Here is a 23,774-nt window from a genome sequence, read left to right as displayed (position 1 = left end):
CGTTCGGCCGTTAGGAGGTTTGCCATTTGAGTCTATTATGGGTTTTTTACCAAAGTAACGTTCAAAAACTGAATTTGTCTAACCTCCCATCGTCCCATCCGGTGACCATAGGGCCTGATGTGAAGGATTCCGTTACGATCGGGACGATTCCGTTTGAAAGCGGAGTGATTTCTCTTAAAAGAAAGGAATCCGGCGATCCATACGACGTTTTCCTGGGAAATGATTGTCTCGGCACGATCGAACCGAATACATCATTTTCCCTGCAAACGGATCAGCAGGAGATACGCTTGGCGTTGATGGGCAGTGAAGCTGAGAAATCCGTTTTTTTTACAGGAAATCGGGATGAAATCATTTGCTCCTCAGAAAAGAAGAATGCAGATATTTATTTGAATCCGCAACAGTTTGTTTTTACAGAAGAAAGCACGTTTTCTTTGTTTCGTATCGGCGAAAGCTGGTCGGTTCGTCCTGAAGACGAAACGGTCTTCTTAAACGGAGAGAAGATCATTGGCAATACAAGACTCCAGCCGGGGGATGAAATCTTCTGGAACTTCATGCAAATGAAAGTGACGGAACAAGACCTTTTAGAAATTGAACATTTTGCCCCGTTTGATACAGCATTAACAGAAACGGTCAAACCGAGCACAGAGATGCAGAAAAAATACCCGCAATACAGAAGAACGCCGCGAATGGTGTACGATTTGCCAGATGACCGCGTTTCCTTCAGTTTTCCCTCTCAGGAAAGCGATCAAACCAATAGAGGGCTGTGGCTCGTCATTTTGCCGCCGCTTGTAATGCTGATCGTGATGGGCGTTGTTGCCATGATCCAGCCGCGCGGCATATTTATACTCGTTTCACTAGCGATGTTTATGATGACCCTTATTACCTCGACGGTGCAATATTTCCGCGATAAAAACCAGCGGAAAAAACGCGAGGAAAAACGGGAGCGCGTATATAAGCTTTACTTAGACAACAAACGCAAAGAGCTTCAAGCGCTCGCTGAAAAACAAAAGCAGGTTCTTGAATTTCATTTTCCTTCGTTTGAACAAATGAAATATTTAACGAGTGAAATCAGTGACCGGATTTGGGAAAAATCACTGGAAAGCAAGGATTATCTTCAGCTTCGTCTCGGGACGGGAACTGTCCCTTCGAGCTATGAGATTAATATGAGCGGCGGAGACATGGCCAATCGTGATATCGACGATCTCATGGAGAAATCGCAGCATATCCAGCGTGTCTATAAAGACATTCGCAACGCCCCGGTTACAGTCGATTTGGCAGAAGGTCCAATGGGGCTTGTCGGTAAATCGCAAATTGTGAAAAATGAGATTCACCAGCTGATCGGACAATTATCGTTTTTTAACAGCTATCACGATCTTCGTTTCGTTTTCATTTTTCATGAAGAAGAGTATAAAGACTGGGAGTGGATGAAGTGGCTGCCGCAATTTCAAATGCCCCATATTTATGCGAAAGGTTTTATTTACAATGAACAAACCAGAGATCAGCTCCTGTCTTCCCTTTACGAATTGATCAGAGAGCGCGATCTCGAAGATGACAAAGAAAAGCTGCAGTTCAAACCGCATTTTATATTTGTCATCACAAATCAGCAGCTGATCTCAGAGCACGTCATTCTCGAATATTTAGAAGGGCAGCATGAGCATCTGGGCATTTCTACAATCGTGGCTGCCGAAACAAAGGAAAGCTTATCGGAAAACATTACGACTCTTGTTCGCTACATCAATGAGCATGAAGGGGACATCTTAATCCAAAAGAAAAAAGCGGTACGAATTCCGTTCCGACTCGATCATCATCAGCGCGGGGATAACGAACGGTTCTCACGTACGCTGCGTACGCTGAACCATCAGGTCGGCATTACAAATTCCATTCCGGAAACGGTCTCGTTCCTGGAACTTTTCCATGCGAAAGAAGTCAAGGAAATCGGCATACAACAAAGATGGCTGACGAGTGAATCGTCGAAGTCGCTGTCAGTGCCGATCGGTTATAAAGGAAAAGATGACATTGTGTATCTGAACCTTCACGAAAAAGCACATGGCCCGCACGGATTGCTTGCCGGGACAACAGGATCTGGGAAAAGTGAATTTCTCCAAACCTACATTTTGTCACTTGCAGTGCATTTTCATCCGCATGAAGCAGCTTTCTTATTAATTGATTACAAGGGCGGAGGAATGGCGCAACCGTTTCGCAATATTCCTCACCTGCTCGGCACGATCACAAATATTGAAGGCAGCAAAAACTTCAGTATGCGTGCGCTTGCTTCCATTAAAAGTGAGCTAAAAAAAAGGCAGCGGCTGTTTGACGAGTATCAAGTCAATCACATCAATGACTATACGAAGCTGTTCAAGCAGGGAAAAGCAGAAGTTGCGATGCCTCACTTGTTCTTGATTTCCGATGAGTTCGCCGAGCTGAAGAGCGAGGAGCCTGATTTTATCAGGGAGCTTGTCAGTGCCGCGCGTATCGGGCGAAGCCTCGGCGTTCATTTGATTTTGGCGACACAGAAGCCGGGCGGCATCATTGACGACCAGATTTGGAGTAACTCGCGCTTTAAAGTAGCGCTGAAGGTGCAGGATGCGACCGATAGTAAAGAAATTTTGAAAAACAGCGATGCTGCAAATATTACTGTGACAGGACGCGGTTATTTGCAGGTCGGCAACAATGAAGTGTATGAGCTGTTTCAGTCTGCTTGGAGCGGTGCCCCTTACTTAGAGGAAGTCTACGGAACAGAGGACGAAATCGCGATCGTCATGGATACGGGCCTGATTCCGCTTTCAGAAGTGGATACCGAAGATATCGCGAAAAAAGACGTTCAAACAGAAATTGAAGTCATAGTTGACGAAATTGAACGCATCCAAGATGAAATGGGAATTGAGAAGCTGCCAAGCCCTTGGCTGCCGCCGCTTGCGGAACGTATCCCGCGCACGCTCTTCCCATCGGATGAAAAAGACCATTTTCACTTCGCGTATGTCGACGAACCAGACCTGCAAAGACAGGCGCCGATTGCTTATAAGATGATGGAAGATGGCAATATCGGCATATTCGGTTCTTCGGGCTACGGGAAATCAATTGCAGCCGCAACGCTCCTGATGAGCTTTGCGGAGATGTACACACCTGAAGAGCTTCATATTTATATCTTTGATTTCGGGAACGGAACGCTGCTACCATTAGCGAAGCTCCCGCACACCGCGGATTACTTCCTGATGGACCAATCAAGAAAAATTGAAAAGTTCATGATACGAATCAAGGAAGAGATTGACCGCCGTAAACGTTTGTTCAGGGAAAAAGAAATCAGCCACATCAAAATGTACAATGCGCTGAGTGAAGAAGAGCTTCCGTTTATTTTTATCACCATTGATAACTTTGACATCGTCAAAGATGAAATGCATGAGCTCGAATCGGAGTTTGTCCAGCTTTCCAGAGACGGACAAAGTCTGGGCATCTACTTCATGCTGACAGCAACGCGTGTTAATGCTGTCCGCCAGTCATTGTTAAATAACCTAAAAACAAAGGTTGTCCATTATCTTATGGATCAATCTGAGGGATATTCCATTTACGGACGGCCAAAGTTCAATCTTGAACCGATTCCGGGACGTGTCATCATTCAAAAGGAAGAGCTTTATTTTGCGCAAATGTTCCTGCCTGTTGACGCAGACGATGATATCAGCATGTTCAACGGATTGAAATCAGACGTTCAGCATCTTCAGGAGCGCTTTGCTTCCTTCGAGCAGCCGGCACCGATTCCGATGCTGCCTGAGAGCCTGTCGACGAGAGAATTTTCTCTCCGCTTCAAACTGGAACGCAAGCCTTTATCTGTACCGATCGGGCTTCATGAAGAAACAGTCAGCCCAGTCTATTTTGATTTAGGCAAGCATAAGCACTGTTTGATTTTAGGTCAGACGCAGCGCGGGAAAACGAACGTTTTAAAGGTCATGCTTGAACATCTGATTGATGATGAAACCGAAATGATCGGCCTGTTTGACTCGATTGACCGCGGATTATCCCAATATGCGAAGGAATCGGATATTGCATATTTGGAAACGAAAGAAGATATTGAACAATGGGTTGAAGCAGCAGAAGACATCTTCAAAACGAGAGAAGCCATGTATGTAGAAGCAGTCCGCCAGGGAGAGGCGCACAATCTGCGATTCTCTCAAGTGGTGCTGATGATTGACGGGATCACGAGATTCCAGCAGACGCTTGATACGAGAATACAAGACCGTCTGGCAAACTTCATGAAATCTTATGCACACCTTGGCTTCAGCTTTATCCCGGGCGGAAATCACAGTGAATTCTCAAAAGGCTATGATTCCTTGACGACAGAGATGAAGCAAATTCGCCACGCTATTCTGCTGATGAAAAAATCTGAACAAAATGTCATTCCTCTCCCGTACCAAAGACAGGAGCCTGAGATTCAGCCGGGCTTCGGATATGTTGTGGAAAACGGGAAGGAGCAAAAAGTTCAAATTCCTTTATGTTCTGCTGAAAGGGAGAGTGCTAGATGACAGAACAACGTAAAAACTTGATCAAGCTAATATCCGCCATCATCATTATTTTGCTGCTGCCGGTGTTGTTTTTCCGCTTTATCGGAGATGATCCGATGAAGAAAGCAGTCAATTCCACGCGGCAAATCGCGGTAGTGAATGAAGATACAGGTGTATTGAGTGATGAGATAAAGTCTGAGGAAGAGGACAAATCTGCCCAGTTCGGTAAGGAAGTAGCAGCCGCTCTGGGTGAACGTCCCGATTATTCATGGACGATTGTAAACCGAAGCGCGGCCGAGACTGGTCTCGCCTCAAAGAAATACGATGCGGTCGTCTACATTCCTTCAGATTTCTCAAAAAACATTTTAAGCTATGATAAAGATCATCCTCAAAAAGCGACGCTCGAATTCAGCATTCAAGATAACCTGAATGCGGTTAACAAAGAAAAAGTGCAGCGTGAGCTTGAGGATGCCCAAAAGAAAATGAACAAAAAAATGTCGGCCTTATACTGGAATTTTGTGTCGCAAAAAGTGGACAATATCAGAGGAGAATTTGACAAAATCGTCAATAAGGAATCTGAATTCCAGAATGTCATGTACAACTTTTATAAACCAAGCTCTAATGATTTAGCAGGTGAAATCAACCAGCAAAAAAACTTAATTGATGAGCTGAAAAAATCAATGAATGAAGCGCAAGGCACAACTAAAGAAAAAGCTTCAACAGCGGATGAAGCGAAAAACACGCTGAAAGAATTCGTTGATACAGTTGAAAGATACAAAGAATATCAAGAAAACCAGAAAAAACTGCTTATGGCAGCCCAAGATTCAACTCAGCAGCAAATCCAGACGGGTCTGGATGCCATTCAAGCCCAGCAAAAAGCAAATCAGTTCAGCGAACGAATGAGCGGACTGGCAACAGGTATCAGTCAAGTGAAGACACAGCTTGGGCAAACGAGCACAGTTCTTGCAGCCGCCCAGCAACTCAGGGAAGGTCAGGTGCCTCAGCAGGAACTCGGCATGGCGAAGATCCAAAGCGATTTAATTGATCAATATCAGGCCGCTTCAAGACAGGCTGCATTAGAACAGATATATGAACAGCTTGTCTTGACGCGTCCGGCGCTAACTGTTGACAAAGGGGACGACCCAACGGAAGACGATAGCTCTGACAACGATGATCAAAATCAAGATAAAGATCCGAAAGAAGAAAATCCTGAAGAACTGAAAATCGATCTTGAAAAACAGCGTGAAGAACTGAAAAGCATCGCCGCTGACATTCAGGACATTTCAGACAATCTGAAGGAGCCTGAAAAAGAGGAGCCAAAGCCAGAGGACCCGGGAACAGACGAGCCTTCTACTGACAACCCGGAAAAACCTGATGACGGAAACAGCACAAATCCCGAGGATACACAGGGGAACACAGGAAACGATGGCAGCAACAGTGATACCGGTAATGACGGACAAACGGACGGCGATACTCAGGATCAAGACCAGGAAAAGAACGGCGATGCATCTAATGGCGAGTCTGACAGCGGACAAACCGAACCGGGCACATCTGCCGAACAGACTGCTTCATCTGACTCAGCCCTCCAACTGGTCAAGCTGGCAAATGAAGATGGAACCGGAGATTCAGGAGATACCGGAAGCGACGGCGGCACGACTCAGCCTGGAGACGAAGATCAAACAGGAAACGATGATGTTTCTGATATCGCAAAAGCAAAAGAACAGCTCAGCAAAACGTCTGAGCGAATCAAACAGATCGAAGAAGAGCTCAAAGATAAAGAAACTGCCCATAATGAAGAGCTGAAAAAGAAACTAGAAGAACTAAAAGAGCAAATGGATGGTCTCAACGATGAAATAGATGATCTCAAAGGCCAAGTGAAAACGCTCGAAGATAAACTTAAAAAGCTTGAAGCGAAACGCAAGCAAGAACTTGAAGGTATTTATAGAGATATGTATAATGCCATTCAAGAACTTGAAAATAAAGCTCAGCTGCCATTTACCGAAGCAATCTATATAAATAAAGAAAATATAAATGCAGCAATGAGATATTATAAATATCTATCTGTTTATGACTCTGTCTTATCCGGCACGATAGACAGCGCTGCGAAAACCAATGCCATTGAAGGCAAGCAGGGCAACGTCAAATCCATCCTGGCTCTCACACCTGAAGAATCAGCCAGCTGGGAAGACCTCAAAAACAACACGATGCAAACCGATGAAGACATTGACAGCTTCATTGACGGCATGACCAAATTTGATGAGGACTACAGCGGCTTCATCCGTGATTCCCAAGCAGGTGTTCTTGACGAGCTGACCAAAATCTCTGAAAGTGCCGCAAAAGCATCAGAACAGCTTGTAACGGGCGCAACGCAGGAAGCTTCGACGTTCAGTAACGATGGGCTGTCTGGCACAATGGCACTGAGTGTCCAAGATACGGTCGGTCAGGAAGTGCTGCAAATGTCAGACATGATGGGTTCGTTATCTGATCGCCAGTCAGGCATTATTGACTACACAACCAATATGCAGCAAAGTGTCAACGATGTTCAGACAAAAGCGGACACCTTAAATAACAACTGGGGGAAAAATGTCGCCTCGACAAAGCTTATCCGCAGTGATGTTTACGGCATACTGGGAAATACATTAGTAGACGGGCAAAACAATGGCTATGTATATGATTACTTGGCGAATCCGCTTAAAATCAGCGGAGAGGTGCCGGAAGAAAAAACGCAGACGGTTCCGCCGGTTGTTATCCTAGTCATCATATTGATCAGCAGTCTGTTAATCGGTTATTTCAGCTCGTATTACCAAAACGCGCCGCTTCTCGTCAAAGGAGCGTTATTCGGAATTTTGAATATCCTTGTCGGACTCATGATCAGCTTGTTCGGTTTGAATATTTATTCATTGCCGGACGATCAGACGATTAAGTGGTCGGTATTTACCATTCTATTGCTCGTCGCAAGCTCTGCTGTCATCAGGGCGGCATTTAGATTCGGGTCGATCCCCGGATGGGTTGCTTCAGCAGCAATGATTTTATTCTACATCGCACCGCTTATTGATTTGATTATGCCGAACTTTACATTTGAAAATCCGGTTTCGAAAGTATATATCGATATCCAGTATGGTACAGGGCACTTGTTTACAATGGGAATAACGGTGCTGCTGATTATTACGGTGATTACCGCGGCCTTGCCGCTAATTATCCGGCTGATGGCAGAAAAAACAGCAGAAAGCGATGAAACGTATGAAGCGTAATCGCACCATGGAAAAGGGGATCATGATTTGTATGCTCTCCTTTTCCCTTTTCATTCCCTCTGCCGCAGCTGCCGAAACGGGAGAAAACACAGATGTCGCACCAAACCAATATGAGAAAAAGGACATCGAAATCGATACGAATTATTTGCATGAAGATACCTACTATGACGAGAAAACAAAACTGCCTGAGGAACAGAAGGATATCACCTTTGATAAGCCTGAAGACAAGGACGCCGAGCTGATAAAAGATTTGTTTACATCAACAAATGTCGAGGAATCCAACACGATTGCAGCCCAGTCGAAGCAGCTAGGGATTACGTTTGCTGAAAAACCGATCACAAAGACGTCATCCACGGAAACAAAAGAAAAGCAAAACACCTCTTCCCTGCTGCTTCCGATTATCTATGTCGTGCTGATCTTGCTCGGACTTGCAGGCATTGTCTTCCTCATCCCAAAAGTGACAGCTCAGGAAAACAAGAAGGTATAAACCCTGTGCTTTGCTTGTGTTGAGTAAAAGCGGTACGTACAATAGGAATGGAAGGAGGGGGTTTCCAAATGGAACTTTATATCATTACCGGAGCGTCAAAAGGGCTGGGGGAAGCCATTGCTTTACAGGCTTTAGAGAAGGGCCACGAAGTTCATGCCTTATCCAGAACGAAGTCAGATGTCCGTCATGAAAAGCTTACGCAGCACCAAATAGATCTCATCAATCTCGAAGAAGCTGAACAGCAGTTTGACACATTGCTTTCATCCATCAGTCCAGATCGTTATTCGGGTATCACCTTGATAAATAACGCCGGAATGGTAACACCAATTAAACGCGCCGGTGAAGCGTCGCTTGACGAGCTTCAGCGCCATTATCAGCTGAATCTGACTGCGCCCGTGCTTTTGAGTCAGCTGTTTACAAAACGGTTTGCTTTATACAGCGGCAAAAAGACGGTTGTCAACATTACATCAGGCGCCGCTAAAAATCCATATAAGGGATGGAGCGCATATTGCAGCTCAAAAGCCGGGCTCGACATGTTTACGAGGACATTTGGATTTGAACAGGAGGATGAGGAACGGCCGGTGAACATGATTTCTTTCTCACCGGGGGTGATGGACACAGAGATGCAATCCGTCATCCGTTCATCATCAAAAAAAGATTTCCACGACATCGAACGATTCCGGGAATTAAATGAAACAGGAAGCCTTCGCAGTCCGTCCTTTATTGCCGGCTCGCTGCTTTCTTTATTAGAAACAGGCGCGGAAAACGGGCGCATTTACGATATCAAAGAGTTTTTGTAGAGCAGATATTTTCTGCTCTTTTTTTATAAAGGCTCTGTTAAAGGTAAATATTGATATTTATCCGAATTCTTGATATGATCAAAAACAGAACGTAAGTTCGATTCGTTATCAAGGTGAGCAAAGCGTTTAGCGACTTATTAAAGTATATCGACAAATTGCCACATACACAAAAAGAACGCTATATTGAACCTTCTTCCTCTGCTGGTGGTAGATTAATCAATGAAATGAGAGAAACTCGCTTCAAGGATGGAATTGAGTGTCCCATTGTTCATCAGAACACATTGTTCGATTTGGAAAATATAATGGTCGGCAATGGTACCACTGTAAATGCTGTGGCAAAACTTTCACTGACACACCAAATACCGTCTTGTGGCGTCAAAGGCAATGACTGTATGTTCAAGGGATATTCCCTGAGAAAATCGGCTAAAATCGTAGGGTTACTTGGGTTATGTTTTTTTTATCGGAAAGCACAAACTGCTAACATTTTGATGGGATCGTTGAAAATGACGAGATCTATTTCCTGTATTCTCAAAAAGGTCAACGGTGTATTGCTGAACGAAAACCACGAAAACGTGCTTGTCACAGATGCTTGGAGAGCCTAGATACTTATAATAGTGCGATTATCTAAATTCGTTGTGTCATTCTTATTCAACGGGACAGAAGAATCAACATCTGAATGGGAAAAGGATGAATCGGTATGACAAATAACTTAAACCAGAGAAGAATCATTTTAGATTTAGCAGTTACTTTAGATGGTTTTATTGAAGGGAAAAATGGAGAAGTTGATTGGTGCATTATGGACCCTGAGATGGGGTTTACTGATTTCTTAAATCAAGTTGATACTATTTTATATGGGAGAAAAAGCTACGATTTATGGGGGCAATATGCTCCGAAAAATGAAGACCCTGATACCGAAAAGGAAATTTGGAAATTGGTTCATAGTAAAAAGAAATATGTTTTTTCCAGAACACAAAATGAGATTGATAATCAAGCTATATTTATAAATGATAATATTCTTGAAGAAGTAAATAAATTGAAGAAAACGTCTGGTAAAGACATCTGGCTATATGGTGGAGCGAGTCTCATTACAACTTTTATAAATCTGGGGCTTGTTGATGAATTTAGATTATCAATTCACCCTGTTGTTTTGGGAGAGGGAAAACCGTTATTTATTGATTTAAAACAGAGGATAAATTTAAAAATGATTAATACAAGAACATTTTCTTCTGGGGTTGTGCAAATCATTTATCATTGGAATGGCTGAAAAATCTTTCACTCCAAAATATAAATTGTAATAAATATGATAAGGCAATACTCGACAGTAAAAGGGGAATCTATAAATAATGGGTTCCTCTTAATATTTGGAATTATAAACATTAAATTTTAACAGAGCCTTTATAAAAAAGGCAACAGCCCGCGTACTTTGTTGAACAGCCGCATATACTGACTGAAACCCTGTCTTTAGGGTATAACAATAATGTGACATAAGAATTGAGTTTCTCTGCAAATTATGTTAGGATTCTAAAAATATCTAAAGGAGGGGTTTCCATGAGAAAGGTTACATTAATGGATGTTTTCGCCCATCCCATTGCACAAAAATATCTTCAGCGCTCTGGCGTGGCACATGCGATCGCCTGCGCTTACCATGCATACAGGCTGTCTGTAAAGGCTGACATCAACCCTGATTTAGCTGCAAAAGCCGCACTATTGCATGACGTTGGCCACTATGAATGGTATACAGACGGAAAGTGGGATTATGAGAAATACAAACGTAATGACATTCATGCCATTAAAGGGGCAGAGCGGGCGCATAAGCTTCTGATTCGGCTTGGCGAGGAACCGAAAGCGGCAAAAGAGATTGCTCTTGCCATTTTGCTTCATACCGATTCCTATTTGCCTGAAGGCGAATTAGATAAAAACACGCTGCAGCAGATTGTCAAAAAAGCGGACGAACTTGATGAAGAACCGGGCGGCCACCATCATTACCGCCAAATCGACCCTTCAACAGCTCGTAAAAAAATAGAAAAGCTGGACCAATTAATCGACCAAACCCAGGCATCCATATCAAAGCCTGTATAAATCCCGCTTTCTACACGGAACAGCGCCAGCTTTCTTCGCTGTCTCCGCGCTTCATCACCAACTCTTTTACACCACATCCAAACATATTCTCCTAAAATTCCCCCGTCCCCGGTTTTATCAGGTCAGCCTATGTCATTATCCATTATTGCGGCATAAGCTGAGATAAAACATATAAAGGGGATTTAAAGTATGGTCAATCAAAGTAGCCCGCAACTGGTCTCTTTAGTCGATCCTTATGTCTATCAGACCATTAAAAAGCTTATCGGCTCAAGGTTCGTGATACAGACAGTACGAGATACGGTCAGAGGCAGACTGATCGATGTAAAACCTGACCATATCACAATTGAAGGAGCAAAAAATTCTGTTTGTCTGATCAGTATCCAGCACATGATTTCCATTGCGCCAGATTATAGTGAACGGGTGTAACAGTGCTTGCGCATGAAAAATAGGCGTACACCGGGACGTCCTATTTTTCAGTTAAGCGCTGTAAAGCATACTATGACACAAGTGATGTCATATACTGTAAGCTTTGAAAGGACTGAAGCCTGTTGACGGACATGAAAGTGATACAGCCTTACATATAATCAGGATTTCTCAGCGAACGGGGCACAAAACGTTTGGATCGATATCCAGCAAGATACAATCATTGACTCTAGGTTCCTCTGACCCGTCCAACCCTGGAGCTGTCCGAGAAAGAAGATCATATTATCTTTATCAAATGTCATTGCCTGCATCACCGACACTCCTTTCATGATATTAAAAGTTCTGGTATGAGTTCATTTTTGTTACAATAATGGGGAAAAGTCCTGTTATCTGACAGACAAAGAAAAGCTAGGAGGAACAAAGCTTGTTGAAATCAAAAGTCCATTTTTGGACATTGCAGATTTTATTTGTTTTACTGATTATTTTCGTAGCAACAAAAGTTTCATTTGTGTTTCAGCCATTTATTGCTTTTATCTCGACATTGTTTTTCCCAATACTGATTGCGGGGATATTGTATTTCATTTTTAATCCGGTCGTCCGCCTGCTTGAGAAAAAAGTTCCGCGGACATTATCCATTCTATTGATCTATTTGTTATTTATCGGCTTGCTGGCCTTCGTTTCAGCATTAGTCGGTCCTGTCATTACGTCGCAATTGACCGGGCTGTTTGACAATCTTCCTGATTACATAAAACAGATTCAAGGAATGACAAACGATTTATCCCATTCCCAATGGTTTACCTGGATGATGAATCAGGATTATGTATCGATATCAAAAATTGAACAGTCATTGACAAGCTTTCTTCAAAACCTGCCCCAAAATATCACGTCCAGTTTATCTGCGGTGTTTGGCTTCGTGACAAACATCACGATTGTGATTATTACTGTTCCATTTATTCTTTTTTACATGCTGAAAGACGGACACCGCTTTCCGCAATTGGCAGTGAAAATTCTTCCGGCTTCTTATCGGACAGAAGGGGTAAAGATTTTCAAAGATTTATCGGATACGCTTGCGACATATTTTCAGGGACAGCTGTTAATCTGTCTATTTGTCGGAACGGCGTGTTTTATCGGCTACTTAATTGCAGGTCTGCCGTATGCCCTTATTCTTGGAATCGTCATGGCGATTACCAATATTATTCCTTATGTTGGACCTTTTCTTGGTGCGGCGCCGGCTGTCATTGTCGGTTTTATGGACTCGCCGGCTAAAGCGCTTTTTGCGATTATTGTAATCGTCATCGTTCAGCAGCTCGACGGAAACCTACTGTCTCCTCTTGTGATCGGAAAGCGTCTGAATACGCATCCGCTTACGATTATTTTGCTGTTGATCGGAGCGGGAAGCTTTGGCGGAATTCTCGGCATGATTTTAGCTGTGCCTGTTTACGCTGTATTGAAGGAAATTTTCCTGAATATTGTCCGCCTCATCAAACTGCGTCAGCGGTCACGCCTTGAAGAAAACGAAAAGGCCGAGGAATAGGCGGGCACCAATTGCGTCTCTTTGCATATGATGCTGTAAATCAATGCGGAGGTGGGGGAAATGCCTGCTATTGTAGGACCGATTTATATTATGTCAATATCGGGTGATGCAGCGGCCAGCTTTGGAGATGTGTTTGCGATTTCGCCGAAAAGTGTCGATCACTCAGGCGCGGGATCGGGTGCGTTTCAGCTCGGTGACTTTGTGAGCATTCATAATCAAACAAGTAAAACAATCTTTCGTGATGCCGATATTATTGATGAAACAATGTCGTTTAACGGGTAACAGCCTTTTCAGGAGAGGCTGTTGCTTTTTTATTGTATAATATGGATAGTCTTTGAATAGCGAGGTCATGTTATGAAAATCAGAAAAGCGAACATCAATACGGAATCCGGAATGATCACGGACGTGTATCTGCATGAAAACAGAAAAGAACTGCGCACCCTTGTAGCGGTTCCGCAGCTGGAGTGGAGCACAGTCATTTCTTATGAAGAAGATAAAGCATCTCTGCCTGAACGGCTGAACGCTTCTTTGCGCCGGCATACAGAGGCGGAGCCGGCTGGTGAGCTGGCTAAAAAAATCATTCATTGGGTAACGGAAATGTAAACTGCCTTAGAAAGTTTAGCCCCTGCCTGATCAGGTGATAATGAGGACAAACAAGACGGGAGGACAAGCTTTTGAGTGATGAAAAAATGGATCTCTATTTGCAGCAAGGAATGTACGGGACTTTAGAGACAAAGCCTGACGAGCGCCATTTGTTTTTAGGCTCATTAAGGGAAAGGGTGCTTTTGGCGCTGACAAAAGGGCAAGTGCTCAGAAGCAAACCGTATGAAGAAGTGGATCGCATAATAAAAAGCAGCAAAAACATCACCCTTTTGATCAATGGAAAGCTTCAGTACCAATCTTACTCGTCCTATATCCAAATGGCGAACCGGAACGGAATACACTTCAAGATCGTATCTGATCTTCAGTTTCATACGCCTTTAGGCCTTGTGATTGCGGCGGACATCGCTGTGAATCGTGAATTGATATATATTCAGGACGACATTTTTAATCGGTCAGTGCTGAAAAATTAAGAGGCAAACAGGCCGTTTGTCTTTTTGTTCATGGCAATTCACTTACAACTGGAGATAAGATATAATGTTCTCATACTGATAGCGGGGAGGCCGGCTATGAAAAAAGCATTTATTTGTATTGATTATACGAATGATTTTGTGGCGAGTGACGGAAAATTGACCTGCGGGGAGCCCGGCAGAATGATTGAAGAGGCGATCGTCAATTTGACTGAAGCATTCATTACAAACGGTGATTACGTCGTAATAGCAGTAGATTCTCATGATGAAGGGGATCAATATCACCCTGAAACCCGTCTTTTTCCTCCGCATAACATGAAAGGCACGGAAGGAAAAGATCTGTACGGAAAGCTTTTGCCTCTATATCAGAAACATGAACATGAACCAAATGTTTACTACATGGAAAAAACGAGATATTCTGCTTTTGCGGGAACTGATTTAGAGCTCAAACTCAGAGAGCGGCAGATTGACGAGCTGCATCTTGCCGGTGTTTGCACAGATATTTGTGTATTACATACAGCGGTTGACGCGTACAACAAAGGTTTTCGGATTGTTGTGCACAAACAGGCCGTTGCCAGCTTTAATCAGGAGGGGCACATATGGGCTCTTTCTCATTTTGCAAACAGCATCGGAGCGCAAGTGGCAGAGTAAGGAAGGGGAAAAACAGTGTTAGAGTATGGATTTAAAGATGACAGCCTGTCATTACATACAGACCTTTATCAAATTAATATGGCAGAAACCTACTGGAGAGACGGCATTCATGAGAAGAAAGCCATCTTTGAGCTTTTTTTCAGAAGGCTTCCATTTGAAAATGGATATGCGGTATTTGCAGGCTTAGAAAAAGCCATCGAATACTTGGAAAATTTCAAGTTTACGGATAGTGACTTAAATTATTTACAGGAAGAACTCGGGTATCAGGAAGATTTTATTGAATATTTGCGCGATTTAACGTTCACAGGTTCACTTTACTCCATGAAAGAAGGAGAGCTTGTCTTTAACAATGAGCCGATTATGAGGGTGGAAGCCCCCCTTGTAGAAGCGCAGCTGATTGAAACGGCTTTGCTCAATATTGTGAACTATCAAACGTTAATCGCAACGAAGGCGGCACGAATTAAAGGTGTTATCGGTGATGAAGTCGCGCTGGAATTCGGAACAAGACGGGCGCATGAAATGGATGCGGCTATGTGGGGAGCGAGAGCGGCTTTAATCGGCGGCTTCAGCGCGACAAGCAATGTAAGAGCTGGAAAACGTTTTAATATCCCGGTTTCCGGTACACATGCACATGCGCTTGTGCAGGCTTACCGCGATGAATATACAGCTTTCAAAAAATATGCGGAAACACATAAGGATTGCGTTTTCTTAGTTGATACGTATGACACCCTTCGCTCAGGCATGCCGAATGCGATTAGAGTTGCTAAAGAATTCGGAGACCGCATCAACTTCATTGGCATTAGGCTGGACAGCGGCGATTTGGCGTACTTGTCAAAAAAAGCTCGAAAAATGCTTGATGAAGCAGGATTTACAGATGCAAAAGTCATTGCTTCAAGTGATTTAGATGAGCATACCATTATGAATTTAAAGGCTCAGGGAGCGCGCATTGATGTCTGGGGTGTGGGTACGAAGCTGATCACGGCCTATGACCAGCCCGCACTCGGCGCGGTTTACAAGCTCGTTGCCATTGAAGAAGACGGAAAAATGGTCGATACGATCAAAATTTCGTCCAATCCTGAAAAAGTAACAACACCGGGCAGAAAGAAAGTGTACCGCATTATCAATCAGTCCAATCATCATTCTGAAGGCGACTATATTGCACTTTATGATGAGCAGGTGAATGATCAGAAGCGGCTCAGAATGTTCCACCCGGTTCATACATTCATCAGCAAATTTGTCACGAATTTTTATGCGAAGGATCTTCATGAACTGATTTTTGAAAAGGGTATTCTTTGTTACGAAAACCCTGAAATCTCAGACATACAGCAGTATGTGCAGGATAACCTCAGCCTGCTGTGGGAGGAATATAAGAGAATCAGCAAGCCCGAGGAATATCCGGTTGATTTAAGCGAGGACTGCTGGAGCAATAAAATGCAGCGAATCCATGAAGTGAAAAGCAGACTTGATGAAGAGATCGAAGAAGAATAAAGAAGACTGGCCTTTCGTTCGCGAAAAGGCCAGTTTTCTTTATGAATATATAAGTTTCATGGTAAAACAATCTTCGTCAAATGACTTGCGAGTAAAAGCCGGGCGCATGTAAGGAGGAGAATTCAATGAGAGTGGTTGTTGCAAGACAGCCATTTTTAATAGAAAAGAACAGGTTGTTGCTGATGAACTGCTATATAGAGCAAGCGAAGAAAATGTATATAGCGCTAAGGACGGCGATCAGGCAACTGCAGATTTAGAATCAACAGCTTGTCATTGAAATCCTTGAAGTGGAGGCCGGAAAGATATAAACAAGCGGCACAAGACAGTTTTCAATTATGCCAAGGCTGCTTTTTCAGCGAACCCCTCATCATCACACATGACCTTCCGACTCATTTCTATTCTTGCTATGACTGCTTAACGAATTGAGAAAAGACCAGCCCAGCATAAAGCTTGTGATCGTTTACATATGTCCAGTATGCTGCTAGGATTTAATGAAATCAAACATGTTTCCCCTAAAAGCTTTAAGTAAAATCGGACATTCAAGCATGAAATCATTAAGATTTATTTCATGAGAGCAAAGCTTTGCGAACTGCTGGCGCAATGAATTGAAAGCAAGAGCTGGGACACTTGCAAAACATTAGGAAATGAACTGGACAAAGAAGAAGCGTATGAATGTTGTCGTGAGGCTTTAAAGTGGTGTTATCATCTGATGGACGCAAAATAATTGCGGTTCTCTGACCACCGCAAAGCAAGAATCATTCGGCTTTGCGTTCCGATGAGGCTGATATAGATGCCGTCGGGATTAAAGACCGCATCCACTTCATGCCGGACACCCATTTGTTTAATCAAGCGCTTGATAGATTGTTTATCAGACTGCTCGGCTGCGTTCAGGATGCGGCGCGAGAGCTCCCGCGAGCCCGCAATGCGGCTGAGTACGAGCTGGGCATCCGCAAACATTCCTGCGGCTTGATTCGCGGAACGGATAAAGGTATCTGTATTGCTGGCAGGAGCGGGAGAACGGCGAATTTCATAAGGATAGACGTAAAACCAAGGATAACGATATCTCATGGGAGCACCTCACACAAAAGGGATATTTCTATATGTATAGATCACTAATTGCCGAATATGACAAAGCGAAAAGGCCATAACTTTAGCGTTGCGGTCTTTTTCGGTATTTGTCGGTCAGGATACGTCAAGAATCGCATATCCAATTTTGAAAAAACGTTATCAAGGACTATAGACTTGTTTAATGGGAAGGTAAAACATGATAAACTCAAGGCGGTAAAGAATCGTTCCTCACTTCAGCACATCTAACTGCTCTTTCGTGTAGAAAAATAGTCCTGTTCTTGTTATGATTCATTTAGGCATTAAGAACTATTTATATTTGCGGTGTCACGCAGGACTTTTTTGCATACTTTTCGGTGAAAAATAAGCCGAAAGCAGATACACTATTAATAACAGATCAAATACCTAGGACTCGTTCACCATACACAATTCATTGATCTTTCAAAAAAAGGAGTGTGGAAACGATGGAAAAGAAACTTGAAGAAGTAAAACAATTATTATTCCGACTCGAACTTGATATTAAAGAAACGACAGATTCATTACGAAACATTAACAAAAGCATCGATCAGCTCGATAAATACAATTATGCAATGAAAATTTCGTGAAAAAGACTTGGAAACAAGTCTTTTTTTTCGTTCTTTACATACAAAAAAAGGATAAAGTATTATATGATTGTTAAAAAACGAAAAACCTGCTGTTCTTCGGATCGCCCATTTAGTAAAATGGAATGGGAGGGTGAAGACAATTATTGAGCAAATGTGTTTAGATGCCGAAACGATTAAAGAGAAGATGAAGGAAATTGTTGGGGAGAAAATAAACAATCCCCATTTAAAAGACACTCTTCAGACTTTTATAAATGAAAAAAATAATTTTGCTTTTGGTGTTCTTGCATTTAAACATTATATGGCTTTCGATGGTAAACATTATTCGGAAATTACGTTATTAGCTTCAGGAATTGAATTATTAATTTTAGCTTTTGATATTTTTGACGATATAGAGGATGAAGATAACTTGGATAAGGAATGGATGAAGATAGATCAATCTATCTCTTTTAATGCAGCCACTTCTCTTTATTCAATAAGTCTTCAAGTTATTTGTGAGCTTAAAACGAACTCCGATTTTCCCCGGATTGCTATGAAATATGCTTTAAATGCTATGCAAGGTCAACATAATGATCTGGCAAATTTCCCTGAAACTGAAGATGAATGTCTTCAAATGATTAAACAAAAATCAGGCTCGCTTACTGCAATGTCAGCTGTATTAGGAACAATGCTTGCAAATGGGGAGTTTAACGAAGAAATTGAGAATTATTCTTATAAAATTGGAATTGTTAAACAGATTGAAAATGATTATTATGGTCTTTTCAATAAAAATCGTAGTGATATCAGAAAGGGAAGAAAAACATTAATTCTGTTGTATCTAAAGCGAAGATTTAATGCTGCTTCAGAAAAAATTTTGGATTTAATGAATACAGAAGAAAGTTATCATTCATTCCTCATTGATAATAAAAAAAGCTTTGAAGACCTGCTATTTGATGCAGGAGTTAGCCAGTATGTTTCAATGTTAATTAAAATGTACGAGGAAGAAATTAAGACAAGTATAAAAGGTTTAAATATAATGTTAGAACTTTAATGGAGGAAATTACAGTGAAGCAAGATATCGTACATTACCTTATGGAAAATCCACTTGTACTTACAAAGTTAGCGTGTGGGGAAGCTAGTTTAATAGGAGTTCCGGATAAACTGTTACCTGCCATTGTTGAGATTTTTGAAAGAGATTTAAGTCAATCAAAAAGATCTAGGGGAATTTTTTGGGAACAATGATTGAGAGAGTGAAATCTATTGAAAAAATTCATTAGAAATTTTTCGATTGTATTGTTATTCGTCAGTCTCTTTTACGTTGCTCATATTATATATTTTACTCAAAACGGAATTTTGGTAGGAACCTATGTGGTTGAAAACGATAACCATGAATTGCAGGTTGTAAATCTCTCCAAGTCTACGTATGGTAAATATATGGGCTTGAAAGAGGGCGACAAGATAATTGAAATAAGCGGAAAAACACCGACAGAAGAGAATATAAAAGGTCAATATCTAGCGAAAGCTGAAAATATGAAAATAATAAGGGGTAATCATAAAATAGACCTGCATAATACTGAGTTTATTTCCTTAAATAGCTCTTATAGTTTTTTTATCTATATTATCCCATGCATATTATTTGCTTTAAGCTTGTTATGCATTTTTTATATTTATAAAGTTAACAGAGTAAAAGATACTTATTCAGCCTATATTTTGATTATTTTTTTATTGTGTACATCCATTGCATATTTAAGCGCGGGTGGAGTAACTAGAGGATATGAAATAAACAGATATATTAACCTTTTTACATTTTTGAACGTACCTGTATTATACTTTCACTTTTTGTATCAATATTTTAAAGAATTAAAATTGAAATTTTCAGCTGGTTGTGTTGTGTCTACTCTCTATATATTGCCGGTTATTAATATAATAATCGAGATATTTCAGAAGCATTTTGCCTTCCAACTCATTACGAATATTAATTTAGTAACATTTTTTTTGGAAATAATGGTCGTCTATACAGCCATTATTTTTTATGGACTAGTCTACCGAAAAAAGGATCACTTTTATTTGTTGAAAGTGTTACTTATATCTAATACCATAGCCTTTTTTCCTTTTACAGTATTTTATATTATACCTGAGGTGTTGTTCGGACAGTATATATATTCTGCTATAGTTACAGCACCATTTTTAATTATTATTCCATTAGCTTTAGTCTATCAATTCGTGGTCAATAAAATCTACGATATAGACTTTTTGTTGGGGAGAATTAGATACTATGGTTTCCTTTCCATTATACCGACTATTGGAGTTGTTTGGCTGAATATATTATTCGACAGCAAGGGAAATAGCTTCAATATTATTCAGATCACTGTATTTGTGTTTTTAATTTTCTTGGCAGTATTTTATATTAAGGAGTTATTAGACTACAAATTCCGGCTGAAACGTTTTTCAGAAAAATATAACTATCAAGACAGCATCTTCAAATATACACAGCTTCTTAAAAGTGTGTCAGCTTTAAATCAAGTGTTTATGAATCTGAAAAAGACTATATTGGATGTATTACCTGTTAGCAAGGCATACATTTTTGACATCACTTCTGACGGAGATATTCTGTATTTTGATAAACATAATATCGAACCCGATTGGCAGCCGTATAAAAAAGAATTTGATAAAGTCACCTCAGAGATTGGGAAGATTATTGAAATAAATCAAGGGTTTCTGATGAAGATCGGAGAAAGAGGCGCCAATTCATACATTCTGCTCTGTTTATCCAGCATTAATACCCCGAGGCTGACACGAGATGAGATATCTTGGTTAAAGACATTGTCTTTTTATACAAGTGTTTCGATGGAAAATATTTTGCAGATCGAAGAACTCATGAATCATTTACAAGACCTGAAACAACAAGGCTCAAACCCGGTCTGGCTCAAAAAGCTGATGTTTGCGATCGAAGAAAAACAACGCTCTGATCTCGCTCGCGATCTCCACGATTCTGTACTTCAGGATTTAATTTCGTTAAAACGCCAATGCGAGCTGTTTGTGGGCGAATTTAAGAAAGACGATAATCCGTGCCGGGAAGAGGTGCAGGACAAGCTCGTACAGATGAATGAACAGATGTCTGATGTGATTTCGATGACGAGGGAGACGTGTCATGAGCTGCGGCCACAGCTTCTGTATGATCTTGGGCTGGTGAAGGCGCTGTCCAAGCTTGTGGCGCAGCAGCAAGAGCGGGTTCCATTTCATATTCGTTTAAATACCGGCAGATTTTCGGCTACGCTTGATTTGGATTCGCAGCTGAATTTGTACCGGATCATTCAAGAGTTTCTGTCTAATGCGGTCAAGCACTCTAAGGCAACAGATGTGCTGATTATGCTCATCAGTATTCAAAACAAAATCGTTCTGCATTATGAGGATGATGGCGTAGGATTCGACCAAGATAAAAATAGTGAACATTCTATGAGCATGGGGCTTTCTGGCATTAAGGAAAGAGTCAGGGCTTTAGATGGACGCCTTCGGATTGAAACAAGTGAAGGAAAGGGCTTTAAGGCTGATATTGAAATCGAATTGTAATGGTTTTATAACGGAAAAGACTTGGCACAGGCCAAGTCTTTTTTATAAAATGGAAATGAGTGAGTAAAAGGGAGGAAAACATGAAAAAGATACTAGTGATTGATGACCATCCGGCTGTCATGGAAGGCACCAAGACAATTTTGGAAACGGATTCGAATCTGTCTGTCGATTGTCTCAGTCCTGAACCGAGCGAACAGTTTATCAAGCAGCATGATTTCTCGTCATACGATCTCATTTTAATGGATCTGAATTTAGGCGGCGAAGTCAATGGGATGGAGTTTTCTAAACAGATATTACAAGAGTATCCTCATTGTAAAATTATTGTGTATACCGGTTATGAGGTTGAGGATTACTTTGAGGAAGCGATTCGTGCGGGTTTGCACGGTGCCATCAGCAAAACGGAATCTAAAGAGAAGATCACCCAATACATATACCACGTACTTAACGGAGAAATTTTAGTCGATTTTACTTATTTTAAACAGCTGATGACTCAGCAAAAAACAAAGCCGGCTCCTTCCTCTCAAAAAGAACAAGATGTGCTCACGCCTAGAGAATGCCTGATTCTTCAAGAAGTTGAAAAGGGGTTTACGAACCAAGAAATCGCAGATGCTCTGCATTTAAGCAAGAGGTCCATTGAATACAGCCTGACATCGATTTTCAATAAGCTGAATGTCGGTTCCCGGACGGAAGCTGTATTAATTGCGAAATCAGATGGTGTACTATAAATAAGAGGGGGTATCTGATGGATACGAAACATACATTGCTTGAAGCGCTTGGAATTGAAATTGTTGAAAATACAGCGGAACGATGCGTTGCGGTCATGCCGGTGGATCATCGGACGGTCCAGCCGTTCGGGTATTTGCATGGAGGCGCTTCAGTGGCTCTGGCGGAAACCGCGGCGAGCGTAGGGGCACAGAACTTGATTGATCATACGAGGCAAGCTTGTGTCGGTTTGGAGATTAACGCCAATCATGTGAAAGCGGTAAAGGAAGGAACGGTAAAAGCAGTAGCAGAACCTATTCATATAGGCAGAACGACTATTGTCTATCAAATTCATCTTTATGACGAGCAAGAGAGACTGATCTGTATTTCCAGATGCACGCTGGCTGTCATCCGAAAATAAATAAACAGCCGGAACTCTGCCTGTCCCGGCTGTTTATTTTTATAAGTAAGAATCCTCTTTTCGTTTAATGACAAAGTTTCTGATTCCGTTATAGTCATCCTGTACACTTCTCTTATCAAGCTTGACGCCGGAGTTGTACGCAGCACGGCAGATCAAGTGTCCGCCGACAGGCGTCGTAATAAAGATAAAGAGAATCCCGAGCAGGATTTTAGCGGAAACGCTCCCCGTCACAAGCCACAAATAAAAGAAGACACCGAGTAAAATTATATTGACGCCCAATGTTGATCCTTTAGATGCAGCATGAGAACGTGTAAACATATCGGGAAGGCGAAGTACGCCTAATGAAGCAACGAGGCACACAAGTGCGCCGAGCAAAATAAATACAGCCACAACGATCTTAACGGTTTCGATCATTTTCGATAATCTCTCCTTTCTCAAGGAACTTGGAAAATGCGATGGTTCCGATAAACGATAAAATCCCCAGCAGCAAAATAATATCCAGAAACGCGCTCGTTTTCAGCAAAATGGAGACAAGCGCCGTGATCGCGATCAGATTGATGCCGATTGCATCCAAAGCAACGACCCGATCAGGCACAGTCGGCCCTTTAATAACCCGAATGACATATAAAAAGGTAGACACTGCCATAATGCCGAGCGAAAGTTGCAGGATCAGCGTAAACATCAGCGGCTCACCTCCTGTATGGCTTTTTCAAATGACTCCCGAATATCAAAAATAGCTTTTTGCGCATCTTCAATATCCATCGCATGAATATAAAGAATCGTCCTGTCATCTGATATATCCATCACCAAGGTTCCCGGCGTTAACGTAATGAGCAGTGACAGCAGGGTGATTTCCCAATCCGTCGTAAGCTCTGTTTTAAAAGCAAAAACGCCTGGTCTGATATTCAGTTTTGGCGATAGAATGGTTTTCAGCACACTAACATTGGCAAGGTACAGTTCTCTTAAAAATATCAAAAAGAGTTTGATGATAGAACACACTTTCCATAGATAAAACCGGCGGGTAAAAAAACGCCGGAAGAAAAAGAGGGAGAGCATTCCTAGAACATATCCTGTGAAGAACCCTGCGGCGCTAGAGCTGTTGCTTAAGAACATCCAGCAAAAAGCGAGAAACACATTTAATAAAATTTGAAATGCCATG

At 41.8% G+C, this 23,774-nt stretch carries 24 protein-coding genes and 1 pseudogene; 21 read left to right on the top strand and 4 right to left on the bottom strand.

The window, feature by feature from the left end:
• Positions 1–26: 26 nt before the first annotated feature.
• The 15 genes and pseudogenes from essC to AAGG74_RS10045 all read left to right on the top strand — a co-directional run bounded on the left by essC (position 27) and on the right by AAGG74_RS10045 (position 16,533).
• A complete protein-coding gene (gene essC / locus AAGG74_RS10115; protein ID WP_429675320.1) occupies positions 27–4,514 on the top strand; it encodes a type VII secretion protein EssC in 4,488 nt (1,495 codons plus the stop codon).
• The gene (gene esaA / locus AAGG74_RS10110; protein WP_429675319.1) at positions 4,511–7,744 is read left to right on the top strand and encodes a type VII secretion protein EsaA; all 3,234 of its coding nucleotides are present in this window, start codon (positions 4,511–4,513) and stop codon (positions 7,742–7,744) included. Before essC ends, esaA begins: the two co-directional genes overlap by 4 nt.
• A gap of 31 nt (positions 7,745–7,775) precedes the next feature.
• Positions 7,776–8,231: a type VII secretion protein EssA gene (gene essA / locus AAGG74_RS10105; protein WP_429675902.1), complete on the top strand. Its 456-nt coding sequence runs from the start codon at positions 7,776–7,778 to the stop codon at positions 8,229–8,231.
• 68 nt (positions 8,232–8,299) lie between these two features.
• A complete protein-coding gene (locus AAGG74_RS10100) occupies positions 8,300–9,031 on the top strand; it encodes a (S)-benzoin forming benzil reductase (protein WP_162103404.1) in 732 nt (243 codons plus the stop codon).
• Positions 9,032–9,144: 113 nt separating this feature from the next.
• Positions 9,145–9,605 (top strand): annotated as a pseudogene (locus AAGG74_RS10095) (transposase); the annotation flags it as partial.
• 123 nt (positions 9,606–9,728) lie between these two features.
• Complete coding sequence (locus tag AAGG74_RS10090) at positions 9,729–10,295, top strand: dihydrofolate reductase family protein (RefSeq protein ID WP_429675318.1); 567 nt, start codon at positions 9,729–9,731, stop codon at positions 10,293–10,295.
• A gap of 284 nt (positions 10,296–10,579) precedes the next feature.
• Entirely contained in the window at positions 10,580–11,110 is a 531-nt protein-coding gene (locus AAGG74_RS10085; RefSeq protein WP_162103402.1) for an HD domain-containing protein, read from the top strand.
• 189 nt (positions 11,111–11,299) lie between these two features.
• The gene (locus AAGG74_RS10080) at positions 11,300–11,536 is read left to right on the top strand and encodes a YuzF family protein (protein WP_162103401.1); all 237 of its coding nucleotides are present in this window, start codon (positions 11,300–11,302) and stop codon (positions 11,534–11,536) included.
• A 421-nt stretch (positions 11,537–11,957) separates the two neighbouring features.
• Positions 11,958–13,067, top strand: coding sequence for an AI-2E family transporter (locus AAGG74_RS10075; RefSeq protein ID WP_162103400.1), 1,110 nt, complete (start codon positions 11,958–11,960; stop codon positions 13,065–13,067).
• 60 nt (positions 13,068–13,127) lie between these two features.
• Positions 13,128–13,349 carry a spore germination protein gene (locus AAGG74_RS10070; RefSeq protein WP_429675317.1) on the top strand — a complete coding sequence of 74 codons (222 nt, stop codon included), beginning with the start codon at positions 13,128–13,130 and terminating at the stop codon, positions 13,347–13,349.
• A gap of 72 nt (positions 13,350–13,421) precedes the next feature.
• Positions 13,422–13,670 carry a YueH family protein gene (locus AAGG74_RS10065; RefSeq protein ID WP_162103398.1) on the top strand — a complete coding sequence of 83 codons (249 nt, stop codon included), beginning with the start codon at positions 13,422–13,424 and terminating at the stop codon, positions 13,668–13,670.
• Positions 13,671–13,741: 71 nt separating this feature from the next.
• On the top strand, positions 13,742–14,140 hold the full coding sequence (locus tag AAGG74_RS10060; RefSeq protein WP_429675316.1) for a YueI family protein: 399 nt from the start codon (positions 13,742–13,744) through the stop codon (positions 14,138–14,140).
• Positions 14,141–14,236: 96 nt separating this feature from the next.
• The gene (locus AAGG74_RS10055; protein ID WP_225493398.1) at positions 14,237–14,788 is read left to right on the top strand and encodes a cysteine hydrolase family protein; all 552 of its coding nucleotides are present in this window, start codon (positions 14,237–14,239) and stop codon (positions 14,786–14,788) included.
• Between the two features lie 15 nt (positions 14,789–14,803).
• Positions 14,804–16,276, top strand: a complete 1,473-nt coding sequence (locus AAGG74_RS10050; RefSeq protein WP_429675315.1) for a nicotinate phosphoribosyltransferase — start codon at positions 14,804–14,806, stop codon at positions 16,274–16,276.
• A gap of 125 nt (positions 16,277–16,401) precedes the next feature.
• Entirely contained in the window at positions 16,402–16,533 is a 132-nt protein-coding gene (locus AAGG74_RS10045) for a hypothetical protein (RefSeq protein ID WP_429675917.1), read from the top strand.
• Positions 16,534–16,978: 445 nt separating this feature from the next.
• On the opposite strand, the gene AAGG74_RS10040 is transcribed toward AAGG74_RS10045, so the two are convergent.
• Entirely contained in the window at positions 16,979–17,344 is a 366-nt protein-coding gene (locus AAGG74_RS10040; protein WP_162103394.1) for a YuzC family spore coat inner layer protein, read from the bottom strand.
• Between the two features lie 461 nt (positions 17,345–17,805).
• Here AAGG74_RS10040 and degQ point away from each other — a divergent pair, with 461 nt between their 5' ends.
• From degQ to AAGG74_RS10010, 6 genes are all read left to right on the top strand, one after another.
• Complete coding sequence (degQ, locus tag AAGG74_RS10035) at positions 17,806–17,946, top strand: degradation enzyme regulation protein DegQ (RefSeq protein WP_003220708.1); 141 nt, start codon at positions 17,806–17,808, stop codon at positions 17,944–17,946.
• Between the two features lie 151 nt (positions 17,947–18,097).
• Positions 18,098–18,973 (top strand): polyprenyl synthetase family protein, encoded by an 876-nt coding sequence (locus AAGG74_RS10030; RefSeq protein WP_429675901.1) that lies wholly within the window; start codon positions 18,098–18,100, stop codon positions 18,971–18,973.
• A 14-nt stretch (positions 18,974–18,987) separates the two neighbouring features.
• Positions 18,988–19,164 carry a competence pheromone ComX gene (gene comX / locus AAGG74_RS10025; protein ID WP_429675312.1) on the top strand — a complete coding sequence of 59 codons (177 nt, stop codon included), beginning with the start codon at positions 18,988–18,990 and terminating at the stop codon, positions 19,162–19,164.
• Between the two features lie 18 nt (positions 19,165–19,182).
• A complete protein-coding gene (locus tag AAGG74_RS10020; protein WP_429675311.1) occupies positions 19,183–21,492 on the top strand; it encodes a histidine kinase in 2,310 nt (769 codons plus the stop codon).
• Between the two features lie 80 nt (positions 21,493–21,572).
• The gene (comA, locus tag AAGG74_RS10015; RefSeq protein WP_162103391.1) at positions 21,573–22,217 is read left to right on the top strand and encodes a two-component system response regulator ComA; all 645 of its coding nucleotides are present in this window, start codon (positions 21,573–21,575) and stop codon (positions 22,215–22,217) included.
• 17 nt (positions 22,218–22,234) lie between these two features.
• Complete coding sequence (locus AAGG74_RS10010; protein WP_162103390.1) at positions 22,235–22,615, top strand: hotdog fold thioesterase; 381 nt, start codon at positions 22,235–22,237, stop codon at positions 22,613–22,615.
• A gap of 39 nt (positions 22,616–22,654) precedes the next feature.
• Here the strand turns inward: AAGG74_RS10010 and mnhG are convergent, their stop codons facing one another.
• The 3 genes from mnhG to AAGG74_RS09995 are packed head-to-tail and all read right to left on the bottom strand — an operon-like array spanning position 22,655 to position 23,773.
• Complete coding sequence (gene mnhG, locus AAGG74_RS10005; RefSeq protein WP_162103389.1) at positions 22,655–23,029, bottom strand: monovalent cation/H(+) antiporter subunit G; 375 nt, start codon at positions 23,027–23,029, stop codon at positions 22,655–22,657.
• Positions 23,013–23,297, bottom strand: coding sequence for a Na(+)/H(+) antiporter subunit F1 (locus AAGG74_RS10000; protein WP_162103388.1), 285 nt, complete (start codon positions 23,295–23,297; stop codon positions 23,013–23,015). The genes mnhG and AAGG74_RS10000 overlap by 17 nt, the downstream gene beginning before the upstream one ends.
• Positions 23,297–23,773, bottom strand: a complete 477-nt coding sequence (locus AAGG74_RS09995) for a Na+/H+ antiporter subunit E (protein ID WP_162103387.1) — start codon at positions 23,771–23,773, stop codon at positions 23,297–23,299. The genes AAGG74_RS10000 and AAGG74_RS09995 overlap by 1 nt, the downstream gene beginning before the upstream one ends.
• Position 23,774 lies beyond the last annotated feature (1 nt).

Origin of the sequence: Bacillus mexicanus, assembly GCF_050445615.1 — a bacterium.
GTDB classification, from domain to species: Bacteria; Bacillota; Bacilli; order Bacillales; family Bacillaceae; genus Bacillus; species Bacillus mexicanus.
The sequence above is the reverse complement of the archived record's forward strand: the minus strand, read 5'-3'. Positions and strand labels throughout refer to the sequence as shown.